Genomic DNA, 26,603 nt, shown 5'->3' on the forward strand with positions numbered 1-26,603 from the left:
AATCAAATTTAAACAAAATGAGCCCGATACAATATCGAGCTCATTATTATCAAAATTAATTATAAATTTGTCCAAACTTTTGGGTTCAGTCTAATATAACAAGATGGTTTTTTTTAATTCTTCTACTTTTTAAAATAAATTTTGGAATAGTTTATTTTTGGTTTTTGATTTCGGCAACATATTTAGTCAATTTTTTCCCATAAAGTGATTGCGCCACTTTTGGAGACATTGATTTGCGAATCGTATCTAAGTATTTAATGTTGATGTCGTAGATCTCTGATAAGGCAATATATGGTGATACCTCATAGTTTCTGTTGTTTATCGCAAAATTGGTGGCAAATAAATACTTTCTTTTGATGTTGGAATCCTGCTTAGCACTTATACTATCAATTTTTTGTACGTTGTTACTTTTTAGGGCATTAAATCGCTGCTCAATTAAAGTAAGTTTTTCGTCATTGAAACGAGAATTTATTTTTTTATAGTCTTCAAATAAATCGTTGTTTTTAGATCCTGTAATTTTTGCACCGGAAAGATATCCTTCTAAACTGGTTTCAATGTTTATATTTCCAGGTTCAGCAAAAAACGAAAGGTTGTTGTCTAATGAATTGCTCACTCCTCGATCTAGAAACAAATACAGCATTTCAGGAGATTTTAGGTCTAAGTCACTTTCAAAAGCAGAACTTCCATCGATATTTATAGTGTCGATAGCAACCAGAGTCGTGTCTACAATTCTTTGGATGTATAGTGTTCCTTTTTTTAATCCTTTTATATTTCCTGTAATATGCAAATTAGATTTTGTTTCATTTTTGTTACAAGAGGACAATAGTGCAAGAGTAACAAATGCAATAATAGATTTTTTCATGTGAGGTTATAAGTATTTGTTTTTTTAGAAGGTATGTCGCTGGTTATTAAAATTACTTTGAATTAGAGCGATTTTATTCGTGTTTGTATTTTGGCGCAAAATAAAGAAAATTGTTGGAATGATTTGACAACACGGATAAATTTCACAAAAAAAAATCCCAATCCATTTCTGAATTGGGATTTGTTACATTTTTTCAAAAGATTATCCTTTAAACCACGCTTCTTTTAATTTGGTTTTGCTGGAATCCGTTGACTTAAGGCTGGTTTTTTCTTCATAAGGAAGTTTTACTTTTCCTGGGATTATTTGTTCTTTACCGTCGCGTTTTATTTTTACTGTTATAGCATCATTCTCTTTCCAAGTCTGACTTGCGCCAATCATATCGTAAATATTGTCCAAAGTGTATGGTTTTTCATTGATTGCCATTAAAATATCACCTCCTTTAAGACCAAGATTTTTATAAAATTCGTTTAACTCTATATTTGGTAAAACAATGATTTCTTTAGTCTCTTGATTTACGGTTATGTAGGGAGATTGTCCTTTTAAGAAAACGTTACCGGCTACTTTTTCAGTTGAATTTGTAACACCAACTTTTGCCAAGTACGTTGCATAAGGGATTGGGGTTGTTCCCGAAACATAAGTAGTTAAAAAAGTTCCAACTTCTGGATACGTTAATGAGGTAATTTTTGCAAAAAGCTCCTCGTCATTAAACGGTTTTGTTGGACCATATTCATTTGATAATTTTTGCATCAAATCAAGGATTCCTCTTTCTCCGTTGCTTTTTTCTCGAATGATGATATCCAAGCACATGCCAATAAGTGCTCCTTTTTCATAAACGTTTAAGTATTGGTCTTTGTACGGTTTTGTCAATACATTAGCACTCATAACGGTAAATGACATGGTATCATTCAACGTATTTGCGCGGGCAATTTTTTCGGACATACGGGTGTAAAACTCCTCTTCGGTGATTAGTCCTTGGTTTATTTGGAAAAGATTCGCGAAATATTCCGTTACTCCCTCATACATCCATAAATGTTGAGACATTTTTGGAGCATTATAATCAAAATATTGAATCTCTTTAGAATGGATTGATAAAGGCGTCACAATATGAAAAAATTCATGCGAAACGACATCTTTCATGGATTTTACCAACTCATCTTTTGGCATTAATTCTGGCAATACTACAGTAGTTGCCGTTGGATGTTCTAAAGCACCAAATCCTTTAGCATCATTTTCCTGCATGGAAGACAGGTATAACAAAACACTATATTTTTTAGTAGCATTTATTTTGCCTAGAAAATTCTTTTGAGCGGTCATCATTGTTTTCATCTCCGGTGTAATACTTTCAGCGGTATACTTACCTGTAGGAGAATAAACGCCGATCAAAATTTCCATTCCATCAACTGTAAAAGTGGTGTAATCCGGTTTGGCATACATGATTGGGTTTTCAACCAATTCAGCATAACGCGAAGTTACAAATGTATCAGTGGTGGTGCTGGCATCCTGGTCCGTCATAGACGTAGCTCCCCAAAGTGTTGCCGGATGTGAAATTGTTACTTTATAAGGAGTCGACATGTAATTTGTAAAATAACCCACAAAACAGTGTGTGTTAAGCATTACGTTTTTGCCGGCGTCAATATTAGAACCTGCAGGTGAAAAAATTTCATCATCTCCAAATTTTTTCCCCGTTTCGGTGTCGAATGAGTCGTTTACTAAATAAGTAATCTTGTCTAAAGTCTTTGCATTAGCAATTGACCAAGAATTAACATCAATTTTCTTTACCGTCAGTAGATTTCCTTTGGCATCATACGCTTTTAGATCGTCGATATATCTACCGTAGTTGTCTTCGGAGTACGTTCCTGGAACTGTTTTTGGAATGTGATACGTAATTTCATCCTCAGAAATTGTTGGAGCATTGACAGTTACCATGACTTTATCGTCCTTAATGTCAATCAGGTTAATACTTACTGAAACGTCTTTTTTTATCGCAGAAGAAACAGAAGTGCTTGCCGTTTTACAGCTCCAAAGTACAGAAGCGAAGGCAAAAGCGAAGATTATTTTTTTCATTGTTATTTGTTTTAGCAATTAGTCTTTTTTCTGAAGAATTGTTACGGCTTATAATGATTTTATAAAAAGATTTATTGCGGTCACTAATTTTTCGGTTACAGCTAAATTTGGATCAGAGTACGATCCCATATTCTCCGCATCATCTCCTTTTATTTCTTTGAAAATGTGATTCATATTGTCAATAACCATCAGTTTTGCCTCGGGTTTTGCTTTTTTTAGTAATTCCGCTTCTGAAACGGTCACCTGCAAATCTTTAGTCCCATTAATTATTAACACAGGGACTTGCAATTTTTTGATTTCGTTTTGTGGATTGTATTTTATCCAGGAAATCATATAGGGTTGAACACTTTCTCTAAAAAGGGATGCCAGCATTTTATTTTTTAATTCGAATGTTTGTCCGCTTTTAAGGATTTCCAAATCTTTTTGGACTTCTTCTTTTAGAAAAGGAGCTTGTTTTTCTATTTGTTCTAATAAAACAGCATCAATAGTTCGTCCGGCTCCAGCCAATGAGATAAAGGCATCAGTATTTTCGTTAGCGGCAAGCATTCCTATCAATGAACCTTCGCTATGACCGGCAACTATTATTTTGTTGTATTTTTTTTGATTTTTGAAGAAGCGAATAACTTCTTTGGCGTCGTTGATGAAGTCATCAAAGGAAAGTCTTGCCTCATTCACCGTTCCTGCCGCCATTTGCGCGATAATCCTTTTGTCATAAGAAAAAACGGCCTGATTATTCTTGGATAATTCTTCTGATAGATATTTTAAAGAATTGTTGGTCATTACTTTTTGATTACTGTCACTGTCAGTGGGACCGGAACCTGCAATCAGAATAACGAGATTTGTTTTTTTAGTCTCTTTTAATGGAGAATACAATGTTCCTTTTAGTAAAGGATTGATTGTTATTTCTTTTTTGTTGACAGCGGTTAAATCTTTTTTTTCTTGAGAAAAACCCAAGTTTGAAAGCAAAAGTAAAAAAGCGAATATTGATTTTTTCATTTTATGTTTAATAAGCTCATTGTTTCTTCCGGATTTTCAACTTCGATAATTAGTTTATTGTAATAGGAATCTTTGAGTTCGACAATAATTGCATTTTTTTTATTGCAAACATCCCAAAAATTGCGTTTTCCTTTTTTTATATAAGTTCCAGCAGTAATAACCCTTGGTAATTGGGTACCTGGAATTTTCCAACCGATCGAGAAGGTAAATTCATCGTTGCTTTGATAAGCTCGGACTATTTTATCTTTTGGTACTTTAATTTTATTTTCGAAAGCCCAAAATTTATGGCTTCGGAGAATGTCAAAAATAAATTCGTTTTCGTTTGATATTACTGAAACCATTATGAATTTGTTAAAGGTTAGTTGGCATAAAAACAAAAACTCCCGAATATCAGGAGTTTTATTTTTTAGTCTAATTTGTTTTTTATATAATATTTGCCGTCCAAATCTTCATCAAAATCATCAATTTTAACGGGTTTTGGTTTTGGTTTATTTGCAGTAGCTTTCTTTTTCCACATTTCAAATTTTTCTGCTGGCATCTTCTTTTTCATGATCTCTAAAACCTCTTTTTCTACCAAACCAAATTCTTTTTTGATGATTTCAAAAGGATTTTTCTCTTCAAGGGCCATTGTAACAAGTTTTTCTGTTTGTTCCCAGTTCAATTCTTTGCGGTTACTCTTTTTCATCACGTGAAAATTAATTCAAATAGGTGTTAATGATTACTGAATTTGATTTCAAATTCTTTACCAATATTAAGAAAAAAAATAATTACTTCTTGTCAAAAGCGTATTTTTTTTATTCTTTTTAACTCTTTTCTGTTTTGTGCGGTTTTTGAAACGGTATTTTTAATAAATTTTTCAAATTATTATGTTCTTCTGGCCGTGGATGTGTATCTATTCCGTAAATGATTTGTTCTTTTGGTAGTGTCATATAAGTGCCAAAAAGACGGTCCCAAACAGAAAATATATTTCCGTAATTGCTGTCTGTATACGGTAAAACATGATGATGGTGCACTTTATGCATGTCTGGGGAAACAATAAAATAACTCAGGATTGTATCTAATTTTTTAGGAATTGAGATGTTGGCATGATTAAATTGTGTGGCTACTACCGATAAAGTTTGGTAAAGGAAAACCATCCACATGGGGCTTCCCACCAGTAAAACGCCCAAAGTGGTAAATGTAAATCGAATAATGCTTTCACCAGGATGATGTCTGTTGGCCGATGTTGTATCTACCCAGGTATCGGTATGATGAATTAGGTGAAAACGCCATAAGAATTTAGTTTTGTGTTCGACCAGATGTACTAAATAGGCGCCAATCAAATCCAATAAAAGCAATCCAATTAAGGTATATACCCACAACGGCATTTGCGGCAGCCATTGTAAGATGCCAAAATGGTTTGCAATAGTCCAATCTGCGGTTTGTAACAAAATGAAAGCTAAAAGGAAATTTATGATGATGGTTGTCAGCGTCAAAAATATATTGATGCTCGCATGATGCCATTTTTTGTACGTAAAATTAAAAAGCGGAAAAGCATTTTCGATTAACCAAAAAATAGTAATTCCACTAACCAGAATCAAACTGCGGTGCGCGGAAGGAATGGTGGAAAAATAAGAAACAATATCATTCATAATTTGAATATTTATTCCAAATCTAATGATTTTACTGTAAAAAATATTTATTTGATTACACGAAATGTCAAATTTATTCGGGGAGCTATGGGTTTAGCGGTTTTCGGGATTTGATGTTTCCAGAAAAGCTGAGTCGTTCCTTTCATTAACAATAAACTGCCGTGTTCCAATAGGATACTTTTTTTTTGGTCTTTATCGTAATTATGTTTCAACTGGAAAGTACGTTCGGCACCAAAACTCAGTGACGCAATTATCGGATTTGTTCCTAATTCTTTTTCGTTATCGGCATGCCAGCCGTTACTGTCTTTTCCATCGCGATACTGATTAAGTAAAACCGTAGTGAAATTCGTATCGGAAATACTTTCGACTTTTGATTTTATCTTTTGCAAAAGCAAATTCCACGGATGCGGCTGCATTTTTATATTCGAATACGAATAGGGTTTTCCTTCGTTGCCAAATAAAGCTGTCAGTCGGGGTTGCGGATGTGTTTTACCGAAAAGGCGTATGTCATCCTGCTGCCAAGGAATTTCACTTATCAACTCCGCATAAATGGCGTCGGCTTCTTCTTTGTTGAAAAAATTAGGATAGTAAATGACCTCTGCGTCAGGCAAATTAAGGAAAACTGGGTCAGTGTCGAATAGCGATTTCAATTTTTTAGGTATAAAGATAAGCCCAGTAAATCAATCCTAATTGTAAAGGCATTCGCAAAAGCAAAGCCCATTTCGGCATTCCCATTCTCGCTTTCTCGTTGAAATACATATACAGATGTGTTGGAAAAATAGCAATTAACAGGGCGATAACTCCCCATGCGGCATAATTGGAAAGCAACGGAATGCAAAGTGCAATACCTAAAATTATTTCAGCCAATCCGCTTATGGAATTCAATAATTTTGGATTTGGAAAATAAGAAGGAATGATTTTAAGATACAGTCTTGGATTTCTGAAATGGTTTAATCCTGCAATAAAGTAAATAAATGCCATTGCGTATAAATGCCAAGGTAAAGTCATCATATAGTTTTATTACGAATTTATAAAAATTTTAATGAAGGTCCTTAATTCGCACCAAGTCTTTTTTTTTTGCCACTGATTTCACAGATTCACACAGATTTTAAATGTTAGGAATCTGTGAAAATCTTTTTAATCTGTGGCTAATTTTGTTACTTTGGGACTCGTCACGGGTAGTAATTAAAATTTCAATCAATCGAGCGCAAATGTTTTTAGATAAAATTAAGTAGTTTTCTTAAAGTTCACGTTCATAATTATAATGGCCAATATAATTAAGACTATCCCAAGCCATTGGACTGTATTTACATTTTCATTCAAAAGGAAATAAGCCATCATTACAGAAACGGGAAGTTCCAATGCTGATACGATACTTCCCAATCCAATTCCGGTTAAAGGAAAACCGGCATTAAACAATAAAGGCGGAATAACAGTTCCGAAAAGCGCCAGTACAATTCCCCATTTCATGAAAATCTCAAAATTGAAAGGTGTCGTTTGTGTTGCAATCGCAAATCCAAATATAATTACGGCTCCACCCAATAACATATACAAACTGCGTTGCGCTGAGGAAACGTGAGTTGCCACACGATTAGCGGTAAACATTGTGGTGGTAAAGGAAGCTGCTGCCAAAAGCCCTAAAACGATACCGTGCCAGTCTAATTCTATTTTACTTTGAATAAGATTCGTAGCTAGCGCTGTTCCAATTAATACGATAGCAACTGATATAATTTTTTGAGTTGAAGGTCTTTTCTTTTCTAAAATCATTTCGAATAAAACACCCATCCAAACGGTTTGCATCAATAAAACTATAGCAATGGAAACGGGAATGTATTTTACGGCCAAATAATAAAAAATACTCGTCATTCCTAAGGAAGTTCCGGCCAGCATTAACTGACCAATGTTTTTCTTGGATGCTTTTACTACTTCGTTTCCTTTTTTCGCTTTTTGAAAGACATTGATAAGCAATAGGCCAAGTAGTCCATATACAAATTGTGCGGTTGTTACTTCGGGTGTGGTAAAACCTTCGCCATAGGCCATCTTTACAAAAGTAGCCAGCATACCATAACTTGTTGCACCCAATCCTACTAAGAAAACTCCTTTTAATACGTTATTTTTCGTCATTTTTTAATTTTAAAAAGCGGGCAAAGATAGGGTTTAAGATTTAAGGTTTGTCTTTAAAAATGGAAGAAATTGAGTTTTAAATAGACGGATTTTTATTTCACTTCTTTCTCTATTAAATCGCTTAAATGCAGACGAAGTGCGTCAACCGAAATGTTAATTTCCCAAAATGACAGACCCAACGAAATAAGTAAACTCAGTAAACTCAGTCCAAAAAAATAGATGCCAAATAATTGTTGCTCCAGAAATAGCATCATCATGGCAAAAACGGATAAAAATAAACTCAGAACGCCAGCCATTTGCATATAGCGAATAAGTGTCAGACGCAAGTTGAGGTTTTTTATTTCCAGTAAAATCATCTTGTTTTCTTTCTCTTTGTACGTTTTTTTCAGTCCTCTGACAATAGTGGCAACAGTCAAAAACCGGTTTGTATAGGCCAATAAAATTAGAGAGGTAGCCGAGAAAAGAAGGGCAGGAGTTTCAATATGTAATGTCATTTGCTGTTGTATTAAAATTTATTTAAAAAGAACCATTGTTTCAATTCACTTTTATGTTGAGGATTGCCTTAATATTAAACCAAAAGTAAATAACATCCTGCTAATAGGAATATCCTAGTCCGGAAATTTTTAAATATGGGAATGGATTATTGGCGTTCGTGGTCATTTTGTCAAAATTAGCACTGCTATCGCAAATTAAATTAGTGAATACTAACCATGATTGAAATTATAGGCAGATTTGTATTAAATTTACTATTTGAATTTTAAATCATGCTACAAAAACGAAGACAACAGGCTAAAAATATATTGAATCATCAGATAAAAGATATAGGAACATTTATGAGCGGTATTTATGCCCTGATAATTGGTTCGGTTCTATTAACTGTAGATTATAATATTTATTTTGGATTAAATTTATATATCAATGAAGTTGAAATTTACAGTAGGCTGATTTCTGTTTCCAATGTTTTAATTTCCATTCTTATTGGGATTTCGCTAACTACTTTTTCGGTAATTTTTGTGGTTATGCAATTGGCATCTTCTCAGTTTTCACCAAGAATTTTAAGGCATTTTTTATCAAATGATATTAAAATGCAAAAGTTTATCGGATTATTTGTAGGTACTATTTCTTTGTGTGTATTACCTCAATTAGCATCCGTTTTTTTTTACAAAACTCCTTTTCTTTTAACACTTTCTGTGGGCTCTCTTCTTGCGTTTTATTGTTTAACATGGTCTTATCCTACTATGATTACCTATTTAAGTGTAAATATGAATGTCTCCAGTATAACGAATCGAATAAAAACGGAAATGATTGGAGAAATCAATGTGTTGTATCAAGAAAATTGGAGTATTGGAAAAAAATTACTTTATAAAAGGTCAAAAATAAACCCAGATAAATTTCAAATAAAGATTGTAAGTCCATTTGAAACGGGCTATCTGGATAGTGTTAATTATAAAAAACTAGAAAGATTAAGCGCATATATTCTTAATTCTGATGTGGGGCTGCAATTTGAAAATGCCTATCAAAAACCTATTGTAGGGGAGTTTATTATGAAAGACACCACCACACTCTTAGTATTAGTTTTTAGTGAAGAAATCAAACCCAGTCAGGTCATTAGTTTAAAAAAAGAAGTCGGAGTGATTGTTAGAGATGCTTTTAGGGTTGAGCTGTTTAGAAGCCATACTCAAGATGTAAATTTTGGGGTCAGAAAATTGGTTGATATTGCCATAAAGGCCATTTCTCCTGCGGTTAATGACCCAACGACCTGTTTGAATTGTATCGATCAGATAGGGGAAATTGCAAAAGAACTGGCAATAAGAGAATTCCCTTCTACGGATTCCAGAACTTTGGGGTCAAAGAAAATTCAAGTAAATGAATTTAATTTTGAAGAATTTATTGACTTTTGTTATGATCAGATTTTTCAATGGGGAAAAGAGGATCCAACTGTGGTAAAAAGGATTATTAGATCAATCCGGATTATTTTACCGTTAGTTGAAAATCCTTTCAATTTAAAGATCTTGATACAACAAGTTGAGGAAATGGATTTGCTTGAGATTTATAACTTGTCGAATTACAAAAATGGAAAGCTGAAGATATCAAAAGAAAAATTAGTTACTGTAGAGATAGAACTATCCAAATTTAGACAAAAAGCAAAACTACAAATTAAAGTACTGGAGTTAAAAGGAGTACTTGATCATTATGAAGCGAATCATTATTCGGACAATTTAGAAATTATAAATGCGGAAATCGAGGCCATTAAATATCTAAAAGCTTACAAAATTTTTGATGAATCTGTTTATGAAAATGGAAATGAATTAACATAAAAAAAAACATCGCGGGAGCATCAATTTGGAAAGTCTTCTTCTTGCAAGCTTTTATTTGTTCTTTATATGTTAATCGCATTATTGTTTAATCCAGTTGAATTTTTCCTCGATAATTCTTGTTTTTTCTTCTTGAATGAATTTTAAATATGCGTTGGCTACAGGTGAAAATTTCTTGCCTTTTAGCCAGATTAAATTCCAATTGGATTGAATTGGTAAACCTTTTACCGGAATGATTTGCAAGTCACCGTTATTGAGTTCATTTTTGATCCCAATTAGTGGCATTATAGAGCATCCCAGTCCGGCGAGCACGGCTTGTTTTACCGCTTCATTTCCGGTAAGTACCATTTTTTTTGGAACTGTTAACTGATTGTTTTCTATAAATTTTTCCATCACATATCTCGTTCCAGATCCTTGCTCGCGATAGATTATTGGTAAGTTTTCAATAATTTTTTTATCCTGAATTCCCTTCTCTATTTTTTGATCAATGTTAGCAACTAGGAAAAGTGCATTAGGCATAAGCTCTACTTTTTCAATTTGGATGGTTTCTGGTAAAACGGAAACTAACGAAAAATCTACTTCATTTTTTTCTAAATTTTTCAAGACTTTAGTTTTATTGGTGACATCAAGACTTAATTCGACACCTTCATTTTGTTTTAGAAAATCAGTTAAAAAATAAGGGATGACATATTTACCAGTTGATACCACGGAAATTTTCAGCCGTCCTGATAGTCGCCCTTTGAATGCCATCGTTCTATAATTGATAGCATGTACTTCGTTTAGAATTTTTTCAGCCGCTAAAGCAATTTCTTTTCCGAAATCGGTCACGTATAGTTTTCTTCCGATTACTTCTGTAAGCGGGACATCAAATTGCTCTTGAAAATTTTTTAATTGGATGGATATAGCAGGTTGTGTAAGATGCAATTCCATAGCTGCCTTAGTGATGCTCTTGTTTTGGGTTATTTTTAAAAAAACCTGTAGTTGGTGGAGGGTGTAGTTCATAAATAATTTTTATGCAAAGTATAACAAAGATAAATAAAAATTTATGTTTTTGCCGTTTTATCTTTGTAAAAAATAAATAAATAAAAAATAAATAAATAAAAAATGATGCAAATAATAACAATAGCAAAAGGAGATGGTATTGGTCCTGAAATAATGGATGTTACTCTAAAAACTAGTAAAGAAGTGGGTACAGAAACAAAGTTTGATGAACTAGGCGTAGGGGAAAAAACCAGTTTAGTAGTTGGGGCAACCTGGCTAATTTGTGCATTAGTATTTACTGTCCTTGAAGCTGAAAACATCTTTTTTACTTTGTTTTTAAGTCTAGGAATATTTTTCAGTGTTTACGCACTAAAGAAAACTCAAAAATTATAATAAAAGCGCTATGGAAAAAGAATATCAATTTAAGCTAATTGAAGGTCAGTTTACACCATCAGAAGCAGGTAAGGTGCTGTTTTCTTTAATAAACAGTAAGATCAACTATCATAATTTGGAAATATTTAGTAATCAAATTCGATTTGATGAGGAGAATCCACATTCAAAAATAAGGATAAAGAGTCTTTCAGATGCTGCTGAATATATCAAAGAACTCATTAAAGAAGGTTCTTTAAAGGATATGGATCTAAAAATCGACGGTGCAATTCAAATTGCTTTGACTCCTAAAATCAAAACTGAATTGGATGTTTAACATCAAACGACAATCGAAGAACCAGGATTTTGTGATTCCTGTAACCCTTAATGTATGAGTTTAATAAATAATTTGATTCAAAACGCCATCTCTCTTTTGAATCAGGATCAAATTATCGGTATTCCTACCGAAACGGTTTATGGTTTAGCCGGGAATATTTACAGTTCAAAAGCCATTCAAAGTATATTTTCGATGAAACAAAGGCCTTTCTTCAATCCTCTAATTGTTCATATTAAGTCGGTAAATGACTTGTCTGAAATAGCAAGAGATATTCCTGAAAAAGCGTTGCTGCTTGCTGCTGCTTTTTGGCCGGGGCCTTTGACTTTAGTTTTAAAAAAACAAACTGCCATACCGGATTTAGTCACTGGGGGTAAAGATACAGTGGCGGTCAGGGTTCCGAATCATCCTTTGATTTTAGCCCTTTTGAATCAATTGGAGTATCCGTTAGCCGCGCCAAGCGCGAATCCCTTTGGCTGTATTAGTCCTACCGAGGCAAGACACGTAGCAGGTTATTTTAAAGATTTGTTACCAATGGTCTTGGATGGGGGAGCCTGCGGAAGGGGAATTGAATCCACAATTATAGGATTTGAAAATGAAGAGCCGGTTTTATATCGTTTGGGCTCTCTTGCTTTAGAGGACATTGAAGCAGTTGTGGGTACTGTAAAAATAATCACTCATGACGATATTGCTCCTGCTGCGCCCGGAATGCTTTCCAGACATTATGCACCATTAACCACCACTGTTTTAACCACAGATGTTCCGGAGCTGCTCGACACTTTTTTGGGCAAAAAAATAGGAGTCTTAGTATTTCAAAATGAGATTTGCAATCCTAAAATTGTAGAACAGGAAATTTTATCTCATACAGGAAATTTACCTGAAGCCGCTTCGAAATTGTATGCCGCTTTGCACCGATTGGATAAATGCAATCTTGACTTAATTATAGCAGAACGATTTCCTGATGTTGGTTTAGGTAAAACGATAAACGACCGATTACAAAGGGCCACTAAAAAATAAAATTAAAACGTATAAAATAAAATTAAAACGTATAAAATAATTTTTAAAAAACTATAAAATATGAATTTCAGTTTATTGTTAGATAATTTAACAAATCCAGCCTTGTTGTTTTTTGTTTTGGGAATCATAGCGGTGTATGTAAAAAGCGACTTAGAAATTCCTGAAAACACTTCCAAATTTATATCGCTATATCTGCTTTTTTCGATTGGCTTCAAAGGCGGACAGGAATTAGCCCACAGTCATTTTACTTTGGACATACTTTGGTCTATTATTTTTGGGGTTTTAATTGCGGTATTGATTCCATTGTATACTTTTTTTATCTTAAAGAAAAAGTATAGTATTGAGAATTCGGGTGCTATAGCTGCGGCTTATGGATCCGTGAGTGCTGTAACTTTTGTAACCGCTATTTCTTTTTTAGAAATTCAAAACTACACCTTTAGCGGACACATGGTTGCCGTAATGGCGCTGATGGAGGCTCCGGCAATTATTATAGGTGTTATCTTAATCCGATTGTTTAGTAAAGAAGAAGTTCAGAAAACTAAAATGAGAACTATTATTAAACATTCGTTTACCAATGGAAGTGTATTATTGATATTGGGAAGTTTAGTGATTGGATTTTTGGCTAGCGAACAACAGGCGTTAGGCATTAAGCCTTTTACAACGGATATTTTCAAAGGGTTCTTGGCTTTGTTTTTATTGGATATGGGAATTGTAAGTGGCCGTAAACTGAATGATTTTTTTAAAAGCGGTTGGTTTAGCATCTTTTTTGCGATTGTTTTTCCTCTGATTAATGGATGTATCGTCGCTTTTTTAAGTCAATTCGTAACAGAAGATGTTGGGAATCGTTTTATTTTTGCAGTCTTATCGGCAAGCGCTTCTTACATTGCAGTTCCGGCAGCGATGAAAATAGCAGTTCCAAACGCAAATCCAGGTATCTTTTTACCCATGGCTTTGGCGGTAACTTTTCCTTTTAATATTACTTTTGGGATGCCCATATATTTTTCAATTGTATCGTATCACTTCTAAATTTTTATCAGATGTGGGAATGCTTATTAACTTCAAATGAAGTATCGTACTAATTGATTGGATAAGAATATAAATTAGCATAAAAAAACCTGCAAGTATGTGCTTGCAGGTTTAGTATTAAAATTAAATTATCTAAAAAATTTTATTTGATCATTTCAAAACTTCTCTTCACAAAAGCGGTTAACGCTTCTCCTTTTAATAAGTTTTGTGATAATTTAGCTAAGTCTAAGGCTTGTTTTACTAAGCTTTCTTGAGCCGATTTGTCTTTATTATTTAGAATGCTTGTCGCCAATTCAGAATTGGTATTCACCACTAAATTATACATTTCGGGCATATTTCCCATTCCAAACATTCCTCCACCGCCTGACTGGCTCATTTCTTTCATTCTACGCATAAATTCCGGTTGCGTGATGATAAATGGTGATGCATTACTGTCTAAAGCTTCCAGTTGTACTGAATAGGTTTGTTTAGGAACGATAGCTTCTAAAACAGTTTTTAAGTTCGTTTGTTCTTCTTCTGATAATTTAGAAATAGTAGTTTCCTCTTTCTTGATTAAATTATCAATATGGTCTGAATCCACACGTACAAAAGTCATATTGCTGTTATCGCCTTCAATTTTTTGAATTAAATGAGAGATAATTGGAGAATCAAGTAACAAAACTTCATATCCTTTGTCTTTCGCAATTTCGATATAAGAGTGCTGTGCATCTTTATTTCCGGCATATAAAACAACTAGTTTTCCGTCTTTGTCCGTTTGATTTGCGGCAAGATTTTCTTTTAATTCTTCGAGCGTGTAGAACTTACCATCAACTGTTGGGTATAAAACAAACGCACCCGCTTTTTCATAGAATTTATCTTCAGAAAGCATTCCGTACTCTAAAACGATTTTGATATCATTCCACTTTTGTTCAAAATCTGCACGATTTTCGTTGAATAAAGATTTTAGTTTATCGGCAACTTTACGAGTGATGTAATTTGATATTTTCTTAACCGCCGCATCCGCTTGTAATCCTGAACGGGATACATTCAATGGAATATCCGGTGAGTCGATAACTCCTTTAAGCATCGTTAAAAATTCAGGAACAATTCCTTCTACATTATCCGTAACGTAAACCTGATTTTGGTATAATTGGATTTTGTCTTTCTGAATTTGTAAATCAGAACCTAATTTTGGGAAATACAAAATACCAGTTAAGTTAAACGGATAATCTACATTTAAATGAATGTGGAATAAAGGCTCCTCAAATTGCATTGGATACAATTCGTGGTAGAAATTTTTATAATCCTCATCAGATAATTCCGTTGGCTGTTTAGTCCAAGCCGAATTTGGATTGTTGATGATGTTGTCTACTTCAACTTCAGTAAAAGTTTTGTCTATATCTTCTGCAGCAACTTCTTCACCCTTTTTTTGTTCAATTTTTTCTGTTTTACTTCCAAATTTAATTGGAATAGGCATGAACTTATTGTACTTGTTTAATAACTGATTGATTTTAGAATCTTCTAAAAATTCCAAAGAATCTTCGGCAATATGCAAGATGATTTCTGTACCTCGAGTAGTTTTGTCAGCAGGTTCTAAGGTAAACTCAGGACTTCCGTCGCAAGTCCAATGCGCAGCTGGCTCGTCTTTGAAAGATTTAGTGATGATTTCCACTTTTTCAGCAACCATAAAAGCCGAATAGAAGCCAAGACCAAAATGACCAATAATTCCAGAATCTTTAGCAGAATCCTTGTATTTGTCAAGGAACTCTTCAGCACCAGAGAAAGCGACTTGGTTGATGTATTTTTCTACTTCATCAGCAGTCATCCCTAAACCTTGGTCGATAATGTGTAATTTTTTCCCTTCTTTATCAATTTTGATCTCGATAATAGGATTGCCATATTCTACTTTGGCTTCACCAATGCTTGTAAGGTGCTTCAGTTTTAAAGTTGCATCTGTCCCGTTCGAAATCAATTCACGCAAGAAAATTTCGTGATCACTATATAAGAATTTCTTGATTAAGGGAAAGATGTTTTCTACCGAAACATTAATTTTACCTGTTGTCATATTTTGAATTTTTAAGTTTTTATTTTAAACTATTGAGTCAAATAGAATACCAAATTATATTGATGTGACAAATTGGCGGAACTGTTAATTATGAAATAAAATGATTTTATTATGAAACTATTTTCCTTTTTATACTTTGTATCTTTGTTAAAATATTAATTACAAATTTTAAAACGATGAAAAAAATTATTTTATTATGTGCATTATCAGTTCTGATGTTTGCCTGTAAATCAACATCAGCAACTAGCACAAATATCGATACGAAAGCACAAGTTGCTATGAAAGGAAATTGGGTAATCAGTTCAGTTAGCTATCCTGGTTCTCAATACGTAAAAGTGAATTCATTTCAAATTGCTGATTCTGAATGTTTTGTAGGAAGTACTTGGAAATTTGTTTCAAACAATAACAAAGGATCTATGGCTTTGACAAAAACGGGTTGTACTTCATTTAGTTCACCAATTACTTGGTTTGTTAATAAAGACAAACAATTTGTATTGAAAGTGCTTAATGTAGGTATTAAAGCCAAAAAAGTTAAAGAGGGATACATACTTATGTTAGCAAACCAAACTCCAACATCATTTCAATTAGTTGATAAAATTGATGTTGCTGGTAAAATGACTGATGTAGTTTACCAATTTCAAAAAAACTAATTAATAAAAATGACTGATATGAAAAAGATTTCAATAGTTGCATTAGCAACACTAATGATAATGGGTTCAATGTTTACAAGTTGTGAAGCATTAAAAAATACGAATAATGCACAAAAAGGAGCCGGAATAGGAGCTGTTGGTGGTGCTGTAATCGGTGGAATTTTAGGGAATAACCTTGGAAAAGGCGGAAAAGGAGCACTTGGTGCTGTATTAGGAGGAGTCGTTGGTGGAGTTGCCGGTAGCGTTATTGGTAATAAAATGGACAAGCAAGCAAGAGAAATCGATGCTGCACTTCCAGGAGCTGAAGTGGTTCGTGTAGGAGAAGGGATTAAATTAGTTTTGAATGAAAATGCAGTGCGTTTTGATACTAATAAAGCTACTTTGACTGCTACTGCAAAAGCTAATTTAGATAAATTAGTTCCAGTTTTTAAAGAATATCCTGATACTGATATCATTATTTACGGATACACTGATAATACAGGTACTGCAGCTTATAATTTAAAACTTTCTGCTTCAAGAGCGGCATCAGTTAAAAGTTATTTGGCTAGCAAAGGAGTTTCTTCGGCTAGATTTCAAACAACTGGTTTAGGAATTGCTGACCCAATTGCATCTAATGAAACAGTTGACGGTAGAAGTCAAAACCGTCGTGTGGAGTTTGCTATTACCGCAAATGAAAAAATGATACAAGAAGCAAAAGCGGAAGTTAAAAACTAACGTTATAATATACAAAAAAGAAAAGCTGTTTCGCAATGAAACAGCTTTTTTTTGGCTTTTTATTTAAATTAAACAGTGTAAATTTGCGCTCTTAAATCACGATGATGCTTGAAATTAAAAACATTTCTTTTACTTATATTGAAAATCCGGTTATAAAGAATGTTAGTTTTGCGATTGACAAAGGGCAAAATATAGCTGTTATTGGCGAAAGCGGTTGCGGTAAAAGTACGTTGCTAAAACTCATTTATGGTTTATACGATCTCGATCAGGGAGCCATTTTGTATGACGAAAAACCAATCTTAGGACCGAAGCATAATCTTGTTCCGGGAGAAGAATATATAAAATATTTAGCGCAGGATTTTGATTTGATGCCTTACACAACTGTTGAAGAAAACGTGGGTAAGTTTTTGTCGAATACGAATATTAATAGGAAACAAGCAAGGGTTCAAGAACTATTAGAAATGGTAGAAATGACCGAGTTTGCAAAAGTAAAAGCAAAATTCCTTAGCGGAGGTCAGCAACAAAGAGTGGCTTTGGCAAGAGTTTTAGCGGTAGAGCCAGAAATAATTTTGTTGGACGAACCTTTCAGCCAAATTGATACTTTTAGGAAAAACTCTTTACGTCGAAATTTGTTCCGATACCTGAAAGAAAAAGGAGTTACCTGTATTATTGCTACGCATGATAGTACTGATGCTTTATCATTTTCTGATGAAACTATTGTAATGAAAAATGGAGATGTGATTGCGAAAGGGGACTCAAAAACTTTGTATGAAAAACCAGCTAATAAGTATGTTGCTTCTCTTTTTGGGGAAGTCAACGAGTTACAATTATCTCAATTAATAGCACTTGAAGAGGACCAGGACGAAATCCTTTTACTATATCCGCATCAGTTAAAAGTGGTTGATAACGGAATGATGAAAGCGGTGGTAAAGCAATCCTATTTTAAAGGAAGTCATTACTTAATTAAAGCAGCATTTGAAAGAAGAGCTATTTTCTTTGAACATGATGCGGAATTAGAGTTCAATCAACAAGTCACATTGATGTTAGCGTAAGAAGCAGTGTTCAGTGTTCAGTGCTCAGTGTTCAGTACTCACTGTTCATTGCTCAGTGTTCGGTAAACAGTTTTCAGTGATCAGTAAAAACAAAACCCCAAAATTGTATTAATTTTGGGGTTTTGTTTTTTAAAGGAAAAATTCTTTTTTACAGACTTTTAGTAGTTTTTGTTTTTACCTCCTCATTATTTTTTAAATACTTTTCTAAGAACTGATCTTGTTCCCAAAGTAAATGCAAAATATTTTCTTTTGCCACATAACTATGCGCTTCTTTTGGTAAAATTACCATTCGGGCTGGAGCACCTAATCCTTTTAAAGCTTGGAAATAACGCTCGGTTTGCAAGGTAAAAGTTCCAGGATTATTATCGGCTTCACCGTGAACTAAAAGCATTGGTGTTTTCATTTTATCCGCATTCATAAATGGCGACATGGTATTGTAAACATCTGGTCTTTCCCAGTAGTTGCGTTGTTCACTTTGGAATCCAAACGGAGTTAAGGTTCTGTTATACGCACCGCTTCTTGCAATACCACAAGCAAAAAGGTTAGAATGCGTCAATAAATTAGCAACCATGAAAGCGCCATATGAATGTCCGCCTATAGCCACTTTTTTCTTGTTGATATAGCCTAAAGCATCCACTGCATTTATTGCTGCTTCTGCATTGTCAACTAATTGCGACATAAAATTATCATTTGGTTCTGTTGTTCCTTCCCCGATAATTGGGAAAGAAGCATCATCAAGTACCACATAACCTTTGGTTACCCAATAGACAAAAGATCCATAATACGGGAAAGTGAATTCATTTGGATTTTGATTGCTTTGTCCTGCTGATTTTTTGTCTTTATATTCTGCAGGGTAGGCCCAAATCAATAATGGTAATTTTTCTTTTTTTACTTTATCGTAGCCTTCTGGTAAATACAAAGTTCCGGATAATTCAACACCATCTTTTCTTTGGTATTTAATTACTTGTTTACTCACATTTTTGATGCTTTCAAACGGATTTTTAAAAGTGGTAATTGGTGTTAGACTGTTTTTTTGTTTAATGTTTCTAAAGTAATAATTTGGATAATCATTTTTAGATTGGATTTGAACTAATATCTCTCCTTTTTTGAAATCTTCAATCTCCAATAAATCTTCTTTTTTGTCTTTATAGGTTGAGGTATAGAGACGTTTAGGCTGTAATGTTTTTAGATTGAATTCGTCAATAAAAGGGAATTGTCCGTCTTTTGTAAATCCATCTCCAATACGATATGCATTATCATTTTCAATAGCCAACACATATTTATTGTATTGGTTTTTTTTGGTTTCAAAATTACCCGGGTCAGAATAAATATCCTGTGAATTTCTATCCGAAATTACTTTTGGTTTTTGGTTTAAATCAGATGGATTTATCAAATACGTTTTGGTATTTCGAGTATCATACCATTCATCTGAAACAATCGCTACGTTGTCATTTCCCCAAATTACGTTACTAAATCGTTGTGGTGTTTTTACCAATGAGATCGCTGCTGCATCAAAAGGAGCATTCCAAAGAAAAACTTCATCTCTAAAATCAACTTTGTTGGCTTGGTCACCTTCGTCTAAAGCAACAACATATGATAACGTTGCTGGTTTGTCATTTCTCCAGCTCATTTCTCTTTTTCCTTTGCGAACTGCCATAAAACCTTTTGGCATAATTTCGTTAAGCGGCACTTCATTGACTGTTTTTATTTCGGTACCATTTCTATCACAAACTACTGATTTTAATGGAAAACGACTCAAAGGAACAATGTAAGAAAATGGTTTTTGAATGGTAGTCAGCATCAAAAAATTACCGTCTGGAGAGAAGCTTTCTCCCGCATACATATTTGCTGTTTTGAATAAAGTTGCTGTTCCGTTAATATTTACTTTGTACAATTCAGAAGTAATGATGTTTTCAAAATTGATTTCGTCATTTTTGTTTTTCAACATATCAGGATAGGTCCTGTTTTGTGATTTTGAACCGTTCGCATTTGAAATAATCGGACCTGTTGGCAAATCTTTTTTGGCATCCAATAATGTGGCTCTGTTTTTTGGCAGCATTTTTACCAAAATAGTTTCGTTGTCATTGAACCAACTGAATGGGTTTCCCAGATTAGCGTTTACTGTGGCTTCGGTTAATTTTGTAGCTTTTGCAGAAGCAACATCTAATACCCAAAGTTGTACTCCCGTATTTGTAGAATGAGAGAATGAAATTTTCTTATCGTTAGGTGACCAAGAGATATTGCTAATACGAGGGTTTTCAGGTAATCCCGAAACTTGTATTTCAGTTTTGTCTTTTATTTTGCGTAATTTAATGTTAGTAATATAGGTGACGGTGCTCGAAATATTGGTTACTGGATTGATACGCAAGCCGCCTAATCGCAATTCTTCCTGATTTAAATCATCTAAAGTTTTATAGGTATTTCTATAGCTTAAGAGCATGTATTCTTTTTTAGTATCCATGGACACTGAAGGAGCTCTTTCATAATCTGCTAAATCTAAAATGGATTTAGATGGTTTTTGGTAGCTCAAGTTTTCTTGTGCCAATGCGGTTAAGCCTAGGCCAAGAAACAACAAGAAGGTGAGTTTTAATTTCATAAATTTAAATAGTGTCAATTATTACAGAGTTATTGTTCTGATTGGTCTTAAATAATTGAATAATGTTACATTGAAAAAGAATTGTTGTACGATTTAGACTTTTTAGCCCCGATGGGAGCGGCATCCTTTTATTATCGTTTTTTAACGAGAATGAAAGATATAGCGTACAGCGGGAAATAGCTTCTAAAAAAAATATAATTGCTTATTACTAAAAAAGTATTAATTTGTGCCCCGATGTTTTAAGGAATATTTAAATTTGCATCCTTGATTTTAATAAAATAACAAAATATGTACCATTCAAAAATAGCAGGATTAGGATTTTATGTTCCTTCAAATGTGGTCACCAACGATGATTTGTCGAAAATCATTGACACTAACGATGAATGGATTCAGGAAAGAACAGGGATTCAAGAGCGAAGACACATAATAAGAGGCGAGGACACAACCACATCGATGGGAGTAAAAGCTGCTGAAATTGCCATAGAGCGTTCCGGAGTTGCAAAAGAGGATATTGATTTTGTGGTTTTTGCTACCTTAAGTCCGGATTATTATTTTCCTGGCCCAGGAGTTTTGGTGCAACGTGATTTAGGTTTAAGAACCGTGGGTGCATTAGATGTTAGAAATCAGTGTTCTGGTTTTATATATGCTTTGTCAGTGGCAGATCAATATATTAAAACGGGAATGTATAAAAATGTTTTGATTATTGGTTCTGAAGTGCATTCGACAGGACTGGATATGACTTCTCGAGGGAGAGGAGTTTCGGTGATTTTTGGTGATGGGGCAGGAGCAGCCGTTTTGAGCAGGGAAGAAGATTTGACAAAAGGAATTTTGTCTACGCATTTGCATTCAGAAGGGCAACATGCCGAGGAATTAGCACTCGTTGCTCCAGGAATGGGCGCGCGTTGGGTTACCGATATTATTGCTGATAATGATCCAAATGATGAAAGCTATTACCCACATATGAATGGACAATTTGTGTTTAAAAATGCAGTAGTTCGTTTTGCAGAAGTAATAAATGAAGGCTTGCAAGCGAATAACTTACAAGTTTCCGACATTGATATGTTGATTCCGCATCAGGCTAATTTGAGGATTTCTCAATTTATTCAGAAGAAATTTGGATTGGCGGATGACCAAGTTTATAATAATATTCAAAAATACGGGAATACTACAGCAGCTTCTATTCCTATTGCTTTGACTGAAGCATGGGAAAAAGGAAAAATCAAATCGGGTGATACTGTTGTTTTGGCTGCATTTGGTAGCGGATTCACTTGGGGAAGTGCTATTATAAAATGGTAGAATGCCTTTTTAAAAATTAGAATGTTTTATTTTTTAAAGCAAAAAACCCGGAGTTGGCAAACTCCGGGTTTTTCTTTGTAACAAATTATTTATAGAAGCCCACCACTACCTTGGGTTTCATTTTTGTCACGTTGTTTTCTTTGAATGGCTTTGTTTTTACCACTACCAAAACGGTAATTGAATCCTACATATGCCGTTTGGGTTTCCCCTTTAAAGTGTCCGTTTGCTCTGTATGGACGTTCTCCGTTGAAAGCAAATTGCATTGTGTTGAAGATATCGCTGAATCGTGCGCTGATTGTTCCGCTTCCTTTTAATATGTTATAGCTTGTGCCAAAATCCATTTTCCATATTGGTTCTCTAACAAATTGAAGTCCTAAATCGCGGCCTCTGTACATTGCTGATAATTGAAAACGCAAATCTTTTGTTGCTTTGAATGTGTTGCTGATTCTGGCATTGAACAGCGTAGCATCTACACTTACGAATTCAAAAACACCTTTAGTAGCTTCAATGGTTCCTTTTACCGTTTTTTGATAAGCATCAAGACTGATGTTTGCACTCCACCATTTTTTGAAATCCAAGTTTCCAGAGACTTCCACACCATAAGCATTGTTGTTTTCGAAATTACTGTATGATAAGATTTGTTTGGTGTCATTTTCAGGATTGGTATAAATTACTCTGGTAATCTCGTCCTGGATTCTTCTGTAAAAAACTCCTGAAGTAATAGATCCAATTTTAGTTTTTTTGGTATAATTTATTTCGTATGAATTGGTAAATTGAGGGACAAGATCAGGGTTTCCTTTAGAGTCTAAAGTAGGAGTGCTGAATTCTCTAATTGGGTTTACTTGCGAAAGGCTTGGTCTATCCACTCTTCTTGAAAAACTTAGGTTGAAAGAGTTGTTTTCACTCGGATTGTAAGTAATAAAAGTTGAAGGATACAAACTTAAAATATCATCTTTAAATTTACCGTCGGCTTCGCCGGCTTGCTTGAAAATAGCCTCAGCATTATATTGTTCTAAACGTGCTCCCGCTTGAAAATTCCATTTCTTCCATTGTTTCCCGAGAGTTACATAGGCAGAATAGATGCTTCTTTCATAATTAAAGTTTGAACTGTATTTATTGTTTAATGAGAAATTGTTAGTCGTATTGTCATTTCGGCTTTCTAATCCAAGCTCTAATTTAGTTGTTTCAGTCAGCGGGTTAACATAATCAAGATTTACAATTGTGTTTTTTCCTAAATTTTCAATTTGATTGGTAAATGAGTTGTTATTACCAGTTGTCAAATTTTGTGTGGTGTATAAAGCATCTTCAGGACTGTCGTTTTCACTGTAATTAGCTTCTAATTCTAAGTTGTGTCCTGCTTTTTTGAAGGCTAATTTATAATCAAAATTATACGTTTGCGAATAATTTTTACTTTTAGAGTCAAAAGGTTGTAGCAGGTCATCAATGGTATTATCATCATAATTCATCAATGTTGTTCCAAAAACGCTTGATCTTGATATGTTCTGGTTTGTGTAAAATGAGAACGTATTTGTATCATTTATATAATAATCCAACCCTACTTTAGCCAAATGAGATGTGTTTTTAAATGCCATGTCAAAATTCATCAAACTCTCTCTGTTCGATTCTTGGCTATTGATGCTTCCGTTATTTTGATATTGGCCATGATTAAATCCATAATTTCCATAAAAATTAAACTTTCCAGCTCTATAGTTTAAGTCGAATGAAGAGTTAACTTTCGGAGTTTTTCCAAATGTTACACCGTTGTTAAGGCTTCCATTAAAGCCCAGTTTACTGTTTTTGTTCAAAACAATATTGATGATTCCGCTCATTCCTTCTGGATTGTATTTAGCAGAAGGGTTGGTGATTAATTCGATTTGTTTGATAGAAGCTGACGGAATTTGTTGCAATATTTGTGCAGCATCCATATTGGTTGGTTTACCGTCAATCAAAATACGCACATTCGAATTTCCTCTAAGGCTGATGGCATTCGTTTGCGGATCAACGCTTACAGATGGAATGTTATTCATTATTTCTCCGGCAGTTGCGCCTGCAGAAATCAAATCTTTGCCAACGTTAATAATTTTTCTGTCGATTTTCTGTACAATGGTTGATTTTTCACTTACTATTTCAACTCCTTTCAGTTCAATTGCATCTTCTTCTAAAGGTATGGTGTTTAGGTTAACAATTTTGCTTTCGGTCGTTAGTGAAATTGCTTTAGAAACCGTTTTGTATCCAATGAATTGTATCTCTACAGTATAATTTTTTAGAGCTAAATTTTTTATTAAGAAAGTTCCATTGTCAGCAGTTATTCCACCGGTAACTACTTTATTTACTTCTTTTACCACAATGTTTACGTACGAGAGCGGTTGGTTCGTTTTCTTGTCAATTACTTTACCGGAGATACTTCCAGAGGTTTCCAGAAGTGTTGGTTTGGCCGAGTTTTGCGCTTGCATCGAAACCATCGTTCCGAATAAGCAGACTAAGATTAATTTGAGATTCATGATCGTTTGTTGTTTTGATTTAAATTGATTGATGATATTTAATATTTTTAAAAGTTACCTAATAGACTCTTTAATGGATATATTGTTACAAGTATTTCTGAAATAAATAACGGAACTGTATTCAGTAATTAGAATAATAGGATATTTTGGGAAGGAAATTATATTGTTTTCCAATTTTCAAATCGATGCAATATGACTATATTTGCAACCTTAAAATAAACACATAAAATGACATTATCACAAATTCTTACGCCCTCGATTGAAAAAGCGGTTCAAGCCTTATTTGGCATTGCTATTGACAAAGTAGAATTTCAAACTACTCGGAAAGAATTTGAAGGAGATATCACTATGGTTATTTTTCCTTTATTGAAGGTTGTAAAAAGTAATCCGGTAGAATTAGGAAATAAAATCGGGAACTATTTAGTAGAAAATATTGCTGAAGTAAGTCGTTTTAATGTCGTTTCAGGATTTTTAAATATTGTTATTTCAGACCAGTATTATATCAATTTCTTTAATGAAATTAAGGATGATGCCAAATATGGTTTTGTGACTCCACATATTGAAGATAAAGCGGTTATGGTGGAATATTCTTCGCCAAACACTAATAAGCCATTGCATTTAGGTCACGTTCGTAATAATCTTTTAGGATATTCCGTTGCTGAGATTATCAAAGCTTCTGGTAAAAAGGTATACAAAACCCAAATCATAAACGATCGAGGAATTCATATTTGCAAGTCGATGTTGGCTTGGCAGAAATTTGGAAACGGACAAACTCCAGAAAGCACAGGTTTAAAAGGGGATAAATTAGTAGGAAATTATTATGTGGCTTTTGATAAAGCTTATAAAGCAGAGATTGCTCAATTGATGGGCGAGGGCAAAACAGAAGAAGAGGCCAAAAAACAAGCACCAATAATTCTGGAAGCTCAAGAAATGTTATTGAAATGGGAAGCTGGTGATGAAGAGGTGATTTCGCTATGGAAAACCATGAATAAATGGGTTTATGATGGTTTTGCCATTACCTATAAAAATCTGGGAGTTGACTTTGATTGCTATTATTACGAAAGCAATACGTATTTATTAGGTAAAGATGTTGTTCAGATTGGTTTAGAAAAAGGAGTATTCGAAAAAGATCCTGATGGTTCTGTTTGGATTGATTTGACTGATGAAGGTCTGGATCGTAAAATCGTGCTTCGTTCAGACGGCACGGCTGTTTATATGACGCAGGATATTGGAACTGCAATACAACGTGTGAAAGATTACCAAGATGTAGGTGGTATGGTTTACACCGTTGGTAACGAACAAGATTATCACTTTAAAGTGTTGTTTTTAATTCTGAAAAAACTCGGTTTTGATTGGTCTAAAAATCTATTTCACTTATCGTACGGAATGGTAGATTTGCCTTCGGGGAAAATGAAAAGTCGTGAAGGAACGGTTGTTGATGCAGATGATTTGATGCAGGAGATGACAGATACAGCTCAGAAAATTGCAGAAGATTTAGGGAAATTAGATACCTATTCTCCAGAAGAAAAAGTAAAATTATACAATACAATAGGATTAGGGGCTTTGAAATATTATATTTTAAAGGTAGATCCTAAAAAGCGAATCCTTTTTAATCCGGAAGAATCAGTCGATTTTGCGGGAAATACAGGGCCGTTTATCCAATATACCTATGCCAGAATTCAATCTATAATTCGAAAAGCAAATTTTGATTTTTCTAGTAAATCGGAAATAGTGACCCTTCATGAAAAGGAGAAAGAATTGTTGAAGCAACTCGAATTATTTCCTGAAGTGATACAAAATGCGGCACACAATCACAGCCCTGCATTGCTGGCAAATTATACGTATGATTTAGTGCGTGAGTACAATTCATTCTACCAAGCCGTTCCTATTTTAGGATCAGATGTAGTAAAGGAAAAAATATTCAGAGTGCAACTTTCTAAAAAAGTGGCGGATACGATTGCGGCTTCGTTTAGACTATTAGGTATTAGTGTACCGGAAAGAATGTAATATTCATAAATCTTTTACGTTATT

General features: G+C 34.0%; 24 protein-coding genes. 10 read left to right on the forward strand and 14 right to left on the reverse strand.

The window, feature by feature from the left end:
- Positions 1-151 precede the first annotated feature (151 nt).
- From BUC23_RS12765 to BUC23_RS12810, 10 genes are all read right to left on the reverse strand, one after another.
- The gene (locus tag BUC23_RS12765) at positions 152-862 is read right to left on the reverse strand and encodes a DUF4369 domain-containing protein (protein ID WP_073210037.1); all 711 of its coding nucleotides are present in this window, start codon (positions 860-862) and stop codon (positions 152-154) included.
- A 201-nt stretch (positions 863-1,063) separates the two neighbouring features.
- Positions 1,064-2,926 carry a M61 family metallopeptidase gene (locus BUC23_RS12770; protein WP_073210039.1) on the reverse strand — a complete coding sequence of 621 codons (1,863 nt, stop codon included), beginning with the start codon at positions 2,924-2,926 and terminating at the stop codon, positions 1,064-1,066.
- A gap of 48 nt (positions 2,927-2,974) precedes the next feature.
- On the reverse strand, positions 2,975-3,922 hold the full coding sequence (locus BUC23_RS12775; RefSeq protein WP_073210041.1) for an alpha/beta hydrolase: 948 nt from the start codon (positions 3,920-3,922) through the stop codon (positions 2,975-2,977).
- Complete coding sequence (locus BUC23_RS12780) at positions 3,919-4,263, reverse strand: hypothetical protein (protein ID WP_073210043.1); 345 nt, start codon at positions 4,261-4,263, stop codon at positions 3,919-3,921. Before BUC23_RS12780 ends, BUC23_RS12775 begins: the two co-directional genes overlap by 4 nt.
- 65 nt (positions 4,264-4,328) lie before the next feature.
- On the reverse strand, positions 4,329-4,607 hold the full coding sequence (locus tag BUC23_RS12785) for a DUF2805 domain-containing protein (protein WP_073210045.1): 279 nt from the start codon (positions 4,605-4,607) through the stop codon (positions 4,329-4,331).
- Between the two features lie 118 nt (positions 4,608-4,725).
- A complete protein-coding gene (locus BUC23_RS12790; RefSeq protein WP_073210046.1) occupies positions 4,726-5,553 on the reverse strand; it encodes a sterol desaturase family protein in 828 nt (275 codons plus the stop codon).
- 47 nt (positions 5,554-5,600) lie between these two features.
- The gene (locus BUC23_RS12795; RefSeq protein WP_073210049.1) at positions 5,601-6,203 is read right to left on the reverse strand and encodes an alpha-ketoglutarate-dependent dioxygenase AlkB family protein; all 603 of its coding nucleotides are present in this window, start codon (positions 6,201-6,203) and stop codon (positions 5,601-5,603) included.
- Between the two features lie 4 nt (positions 6,204-6,207).
- Positions 6,208-6,564: a DoxX family protein gene (locus tag BUC23_RS12800; RefSeq protein WP_407918682.1), complete on the reverse strand. Its 357-nt coding sequence runs from the start codon at positions 6,562-6,564 to the stop codon at positions 6,208-6,210.
- 216 nt (positions 6,565-6,780) lie between these two features.
- Entirely contained in the window at positions 6,781-7,677 is an 897-nt protein-coding gene (locus BUC23_RS12805; protein ID WP_073210052.1) for an EamA family transporter, read from the reverse strand.
- A 92-nt stretch (positions 7,678-7,769) separates the two neighbouring features.
- On the reverse strand, positions 7,770-8,171 hold the full coding sequence (locus BUC23_RS12810; RefSeq protein WP_073210054.1) for a DUF2721 domain-containing protein: 402 nt from the start codon (positions 8,169-8,171) through the stop codon (positions 7,770-7,772).
- Positions 8,172-8,441: 270 nt separating this feature from the next.
- On the opposite strand from BUC23_RS12810, the gene BUC23_RS12815 reads away from it, so the two are divergent.
- Positions 8,442-9,995, forward strand: coding sequence for a DUF2254 family protein (locus BUC23_RS12815; RefSeq protein WP_073210056.1), 1,554 nt, complete (start codon positions 8,442-8,444; stop codon positions 9,993-9,995).
- Positions 9,996-10,073: 78 nt separating this feature from the next.
- On the opposite strand, the gene BUC23_RS12820 is transcribed toward BUC23_RS12815, so the two are convergent.
- On the reverse strand, positions 10,074-10,994 hold the full coding sequence (locus BUC23_RS12820) for a LysR family transcriptional regulator (RefSeq protein ID WP_073210057.1): 921 nt from the start codon (positions 10,992-10,994) through the stop codon (positions 10,074-10,076).
- Between the two features lie 102 nt (positions 10,995-11,096).
- Between BUC23_RS12820 and BUC23_RS12825 the strand changes: the two genes are divergently transcribed.
- The 4 genes from BUC23_RS12825 to BUC23_RS12840 are packed head-to-tail and all read left to right on the forward strand — an operon-like array spanning position 11,097 to position 13,719.
- The gene (locus tag BUC23_RS12825; protein WP_073210059.1) at positions 11,097-11,366 is read left to right on the forward strand and encodes a hypothetical protein; all 270 of its coding nucleotides are present in this window, start codon (positions 11,097-11,099) and stop codon (positions 11,364-11,366) included.
- A gap of 10 nt (positions 11,367-11,376) precedes the next feature.
- The gene (locus tag BUC23_RS12830; RefSeq protein ID WP_073210060.1) at positions 11,377-11,679 is read left to right on the forward strand and encodes a hypothetical protein; all 303 of its coding nucleotides are present in this window, start codon (positions 11,377-11,379) and stop codon (positions 11,677-11,679) included.
- A gap of 54 nt (positions 11,680-11,733) precedes the next feature.
- The gene (locus BUC23_RS12835) at positions 11,734-12,693 is read left to right on the forward strand and encodes an L-threonylcarbamoyladenylate synthase (protein ID WP_073210062.1); all 960 of its coding nucleotides are present in this window, start codon (positions 11,734-11,736) and stop codon (positions 12,691-12,693) included.
- A gap of 60 nt (positions 12,694-12,753) precedes the next feature.
- Positions 12,754-13,719, forward strand: coding sequence for a sodium-dependent bicarbonate transport family permease (locus tag BUC23_RS12840; RefSeq protein ID WP_073210064.1), 966 nt, complete (start codon positions 12,754-12,756; stop codon positions 13,717-13,719).
- Between the two features lie 142 nt (positions 13,720-13,861).
- Here the strand turns inward: BUC23_RS12840 and htpG are convergent, their stop codons facing one another.
- Positions 13,862-15,763, reverse strand: a complete 1,902-nt coding sequence (gene htpG, locus BUC23_RS12845; protein ID WP_073210066.1) for a molecular chaperone HtpG — start codon at positions 15,761-15,763, stop codon at positions 13,862-13,864.
- A 176-nt stretch (positions 15,764-15,939) separates the two neighbouring features.
- Between htpG and BUC23_RS12850 the strand changes: the two genes are divergently transcribed.
- From BUC23_RS12850 to BUC23_RS12860, 3 genes are all read left to right on the forward strand, one after another.
- Positions 15,940-16,413 (forward strand): lipocalin family protein, encoded by a 474-nt coding sequence (locus BUC23_RS12850; protein WP_073210068.1) that lies wholly within the window; start codon positions 15,940-15,942, stop codon positions 16,411-16,413.
- 18 nt (positions 16,414-16,431) lie between these two features.
- Entirely contained in the window at positions 16,432-17,127 is a 696-nt protein-coding gene (locus tag BUC23_RS12855) for a YiaD family glycine zipper/OmpA-like lipoprotein (RefSeq protein ID WP_073210237.1), read from the forward strand.
- A gap of 104 nt (positions 17,128-17,231) precedes the next feature.
- The gene (locus BUC23_RS12860; protein ID WP_073210070.1) at positions 17,232-18,179 is read left to right on the forward strand and encodes an ABC transporter ATP-binding protein; all 948 of its coding nucleotides are present in this window, start codon (positions 17,232-17,234) and stop codon (positions 18,177-18,179) included.
- Positions 18,180-18,327: 148 nt separating this feature from the next.
- Here the strand turns inward: BUC23_RS12860 and BUC23_RS12865 are convergent, their stop codons facing one another.
- Positions 18,328-20,775 (reverse strand): alpha/beta hydrolase family protein, encoded by a 2,448-nt coding sequence (locus BUC23_RS12865; RefSeq protein WP_073210072.1) that lies wholly within the window; start codon positions 20,773-20,775, stop codon positions 18,328-18,330.
- Positions 20,776-21,063: 288 nt separating this feature from the next.
- On the opposite strand from BUC23_RS12865, the gene BUC23_RS12870 reads away from it, so the two are divergent.
- Positions 21,064-22,071, forward strand: a complete 1,008-nt coding sequence (locus BUC23_RS12870) for a 3-oxoacyl-ACP synthase III family protein (RefSeq protein WP_073210074.1) — start codon at positions 21,064-21,066, stop codon at positions 22,069-22,071.
- Between the two features lie 89 nt (positions 22,072-22,160).
- Here BUC23_RS12870 and BUC23_RS12875 read toward each other — a convergent pair whose 3' ends face one another.
- Positions 22,161-24,572, reverse strand: coding sequence for a TonB-dependent receptor (locus BUC23_RS12875; RefSeq protein WP_073210076.1), 2,412 nt, complete (start codon positions 24,570-24,572; stop codon positions 22,161-22,163).
- 228 nt (positions 24,573-24,800) lie between these two features.
- Here BUC23_RS12875 and argS point away from each other — a divergent pair, with 228 nt between their 5' ends.
- A complete protein-coding gene (argS, locus tag BUC23_RS12880; RefSeq protein ID WP_073210077.1) occupies positions 24,801-26,579 on the forward strand; it encodes an arginine--tRNA ligase in 1,779 nt (592 codons plus the stop codon).
- Positions 26,580-26,603: the final 24 nt, after the last annotated feature.

The sequence above is a fragment of the Flavobacterium xinjiangense genome (assembly GCF_900142885.1).
Lineage (GTDB): Bacteria > Bacteroidota > Bacteroidia > Flavobacteriales > Flavobacteriaceae > Flavobacterium > Flavobacterium xinjiangense.

Excerpts from the sequence above, each read along its gene's own strand:
- BUC23_RS12765 (WP_073210037.1), bottom strand. The coding sequence starts at position 862 with ATGAAAAAATCTATTATTGCATTTGTTACTCTTGCACTATTGTCCTCT.
- BUC23_RS12770 (WP_073210039.1), bottom strand. The coding sequence starts at position 2,926 with ATGAAAAAAATAATCTTCGCTTTTGCCTTCGCTTCTGTACTTTGGAGC.
- BUC23_RS12775 (WP_073210041.1), bottom strand. The coding sequence starts at position 3,922 with ATGAAAAAATCAATATTCGCTTTTTTACTTTTGCTTTCAAACTTGGGT.
- BUC23_RS12780 (WP_073210043.1), bottom strand. The coding sequence starts at position 4,263 with ATGGTTTCAGTAATATCAAACGAAAACGAATTTATTTTTGACATTCTC.
- BUC23_RS12785 (WP_073210045.1), bottom strand. The coding sequence starts at position 4,607 with ATGAAAAAGAGTAACCGCAAAGAATTGAACTGGGAACAAACAGAAAAA.
- BUC23_RS12790 (WP_073210046.1), bottom strand. The coding sequence starts at position 5,553 with ATGAATGATATTGTTTCTTATTTTTCCACCATTCCTTCCGCGCACCGC.
- BUC23_RS12800 (WP_407918682.1), bottom strand. The coding sequence starts at position 6,564 with ATGATGACTTTACCTTGGCATTTATACGCAATGGCATTTATTTACTTT.
- BUC23_RS12805 (WP_073210052.1), bottom strand. The coding sequence starts at position 7,677 with ATGACGAAAAATAACGTATTAAAAGGAGTTTTCTTAGTAGGATTGGGT.
- BUC23_RS12810 (WP_073210054.1), bottom strand. The coding sequence starts at position 8,171 with ATGACATTACATATTGAAACTCCTGCCCTTCTTTTCTCGGCTACCTCT.
- BUC23_RS12815 (WP_073210056.1), top strand. The coding sequence starts at position 8,442 with ATGCTACAAAAACGAAGACAACAGGCTAAAAATATATTGAATCATCAG.
- BUC23_RS12820 (WP_073210057.1), bottom strand. The coding sequence starts at position 10,994 with ATGAACTACACCCTCCACCAACTACAGGTTTTTTTAAAAATAACCCAA.
- BUC23_RS12825 (WP_073210059.1), top strand. The coding sequence starts at position 11,097 with ATGATGCAAATAATAACAATAGCAAAAGGAGATGGTATTGGTCCTGAA.
- BUC23_RS12830 (WP_073210060.1), top strand. The coding sequence starts at position 11,377 with ATGGAAAAAGAATATCAATTTAAGCTAATTGAAGGTCAGTTTACACCA.
- BUC23_RS12835 (WP_073210062.1), top strand. The coding sequence starts at position 11,734 with ATGAGTTTAATAAATAATTTGATTCAAAACGCCATCTCTCTTTTGAAT.
- BUC23_RS12840 (WP_073210064.1), top strand. The coding sequence starts at position 12,754 with ATGAATTTCAGTTTATTGTTAGATAATTTAACAAATCCAGCCTTGTTG.
- htpG (WP_073210066.1), bottom strand. The coding sequence starts at position 15,763 with ATGACAACAGGTAAAATTAATGTTTCGGTAGAAAACATCTTTCCCTTA.
- BUC23_RS12850 (WP_073210068.1), top strand. The coding sequence starts at position 15,940 with ATGAAAAAAATTATTTTATTATGTGCATTATCAGTTCTGATGTTTGCC.
- BUC23_RS12855 (WP_073210237.1), top strand. The coding sequence starts at position 16,432 with ATGAAAAAGATTTCAATAGTTGCATTAGCAACACTAATGATAATGGGT.
- BUC23_RS12860 (WP_073210070.1), top strand. The coding sequence starts at position 17,232 with ATGCTTGAAATTAAAAACATTTCTTTTACTTATATTGAAAATCCGGTT.
- BUC23_RS12865 (WP_073210072.1), bottom strand. The coding sequence starts at position 20,775 with ATGAAATTAAAACTCACCTTCTTGTTGTTTCTTGGCCTAGGCTTAACC.
- BUC23_RS12870 (WP_073210074.1), top strand. The coding sequence starts at position 21,064 with ATGTACCATTCAAAAATAGCAGGATTAGGATTTTATGTTCCTTCAAAT.
- BUC23_RS12875 (WP_073210076.1), bottom strand. The coding sequence starts at position 24,572 with ATGAATCTCAAATTAATCTTAGTCTGCTTATTCGGAACGATGGTTTCG.
- argS (WP_073210077.1), top strand. The coding sequence starts at position 24,801 with ATGACATTATCACAAATTCTTACGCCCTCGATTGAAAAAGCGGTTCAA.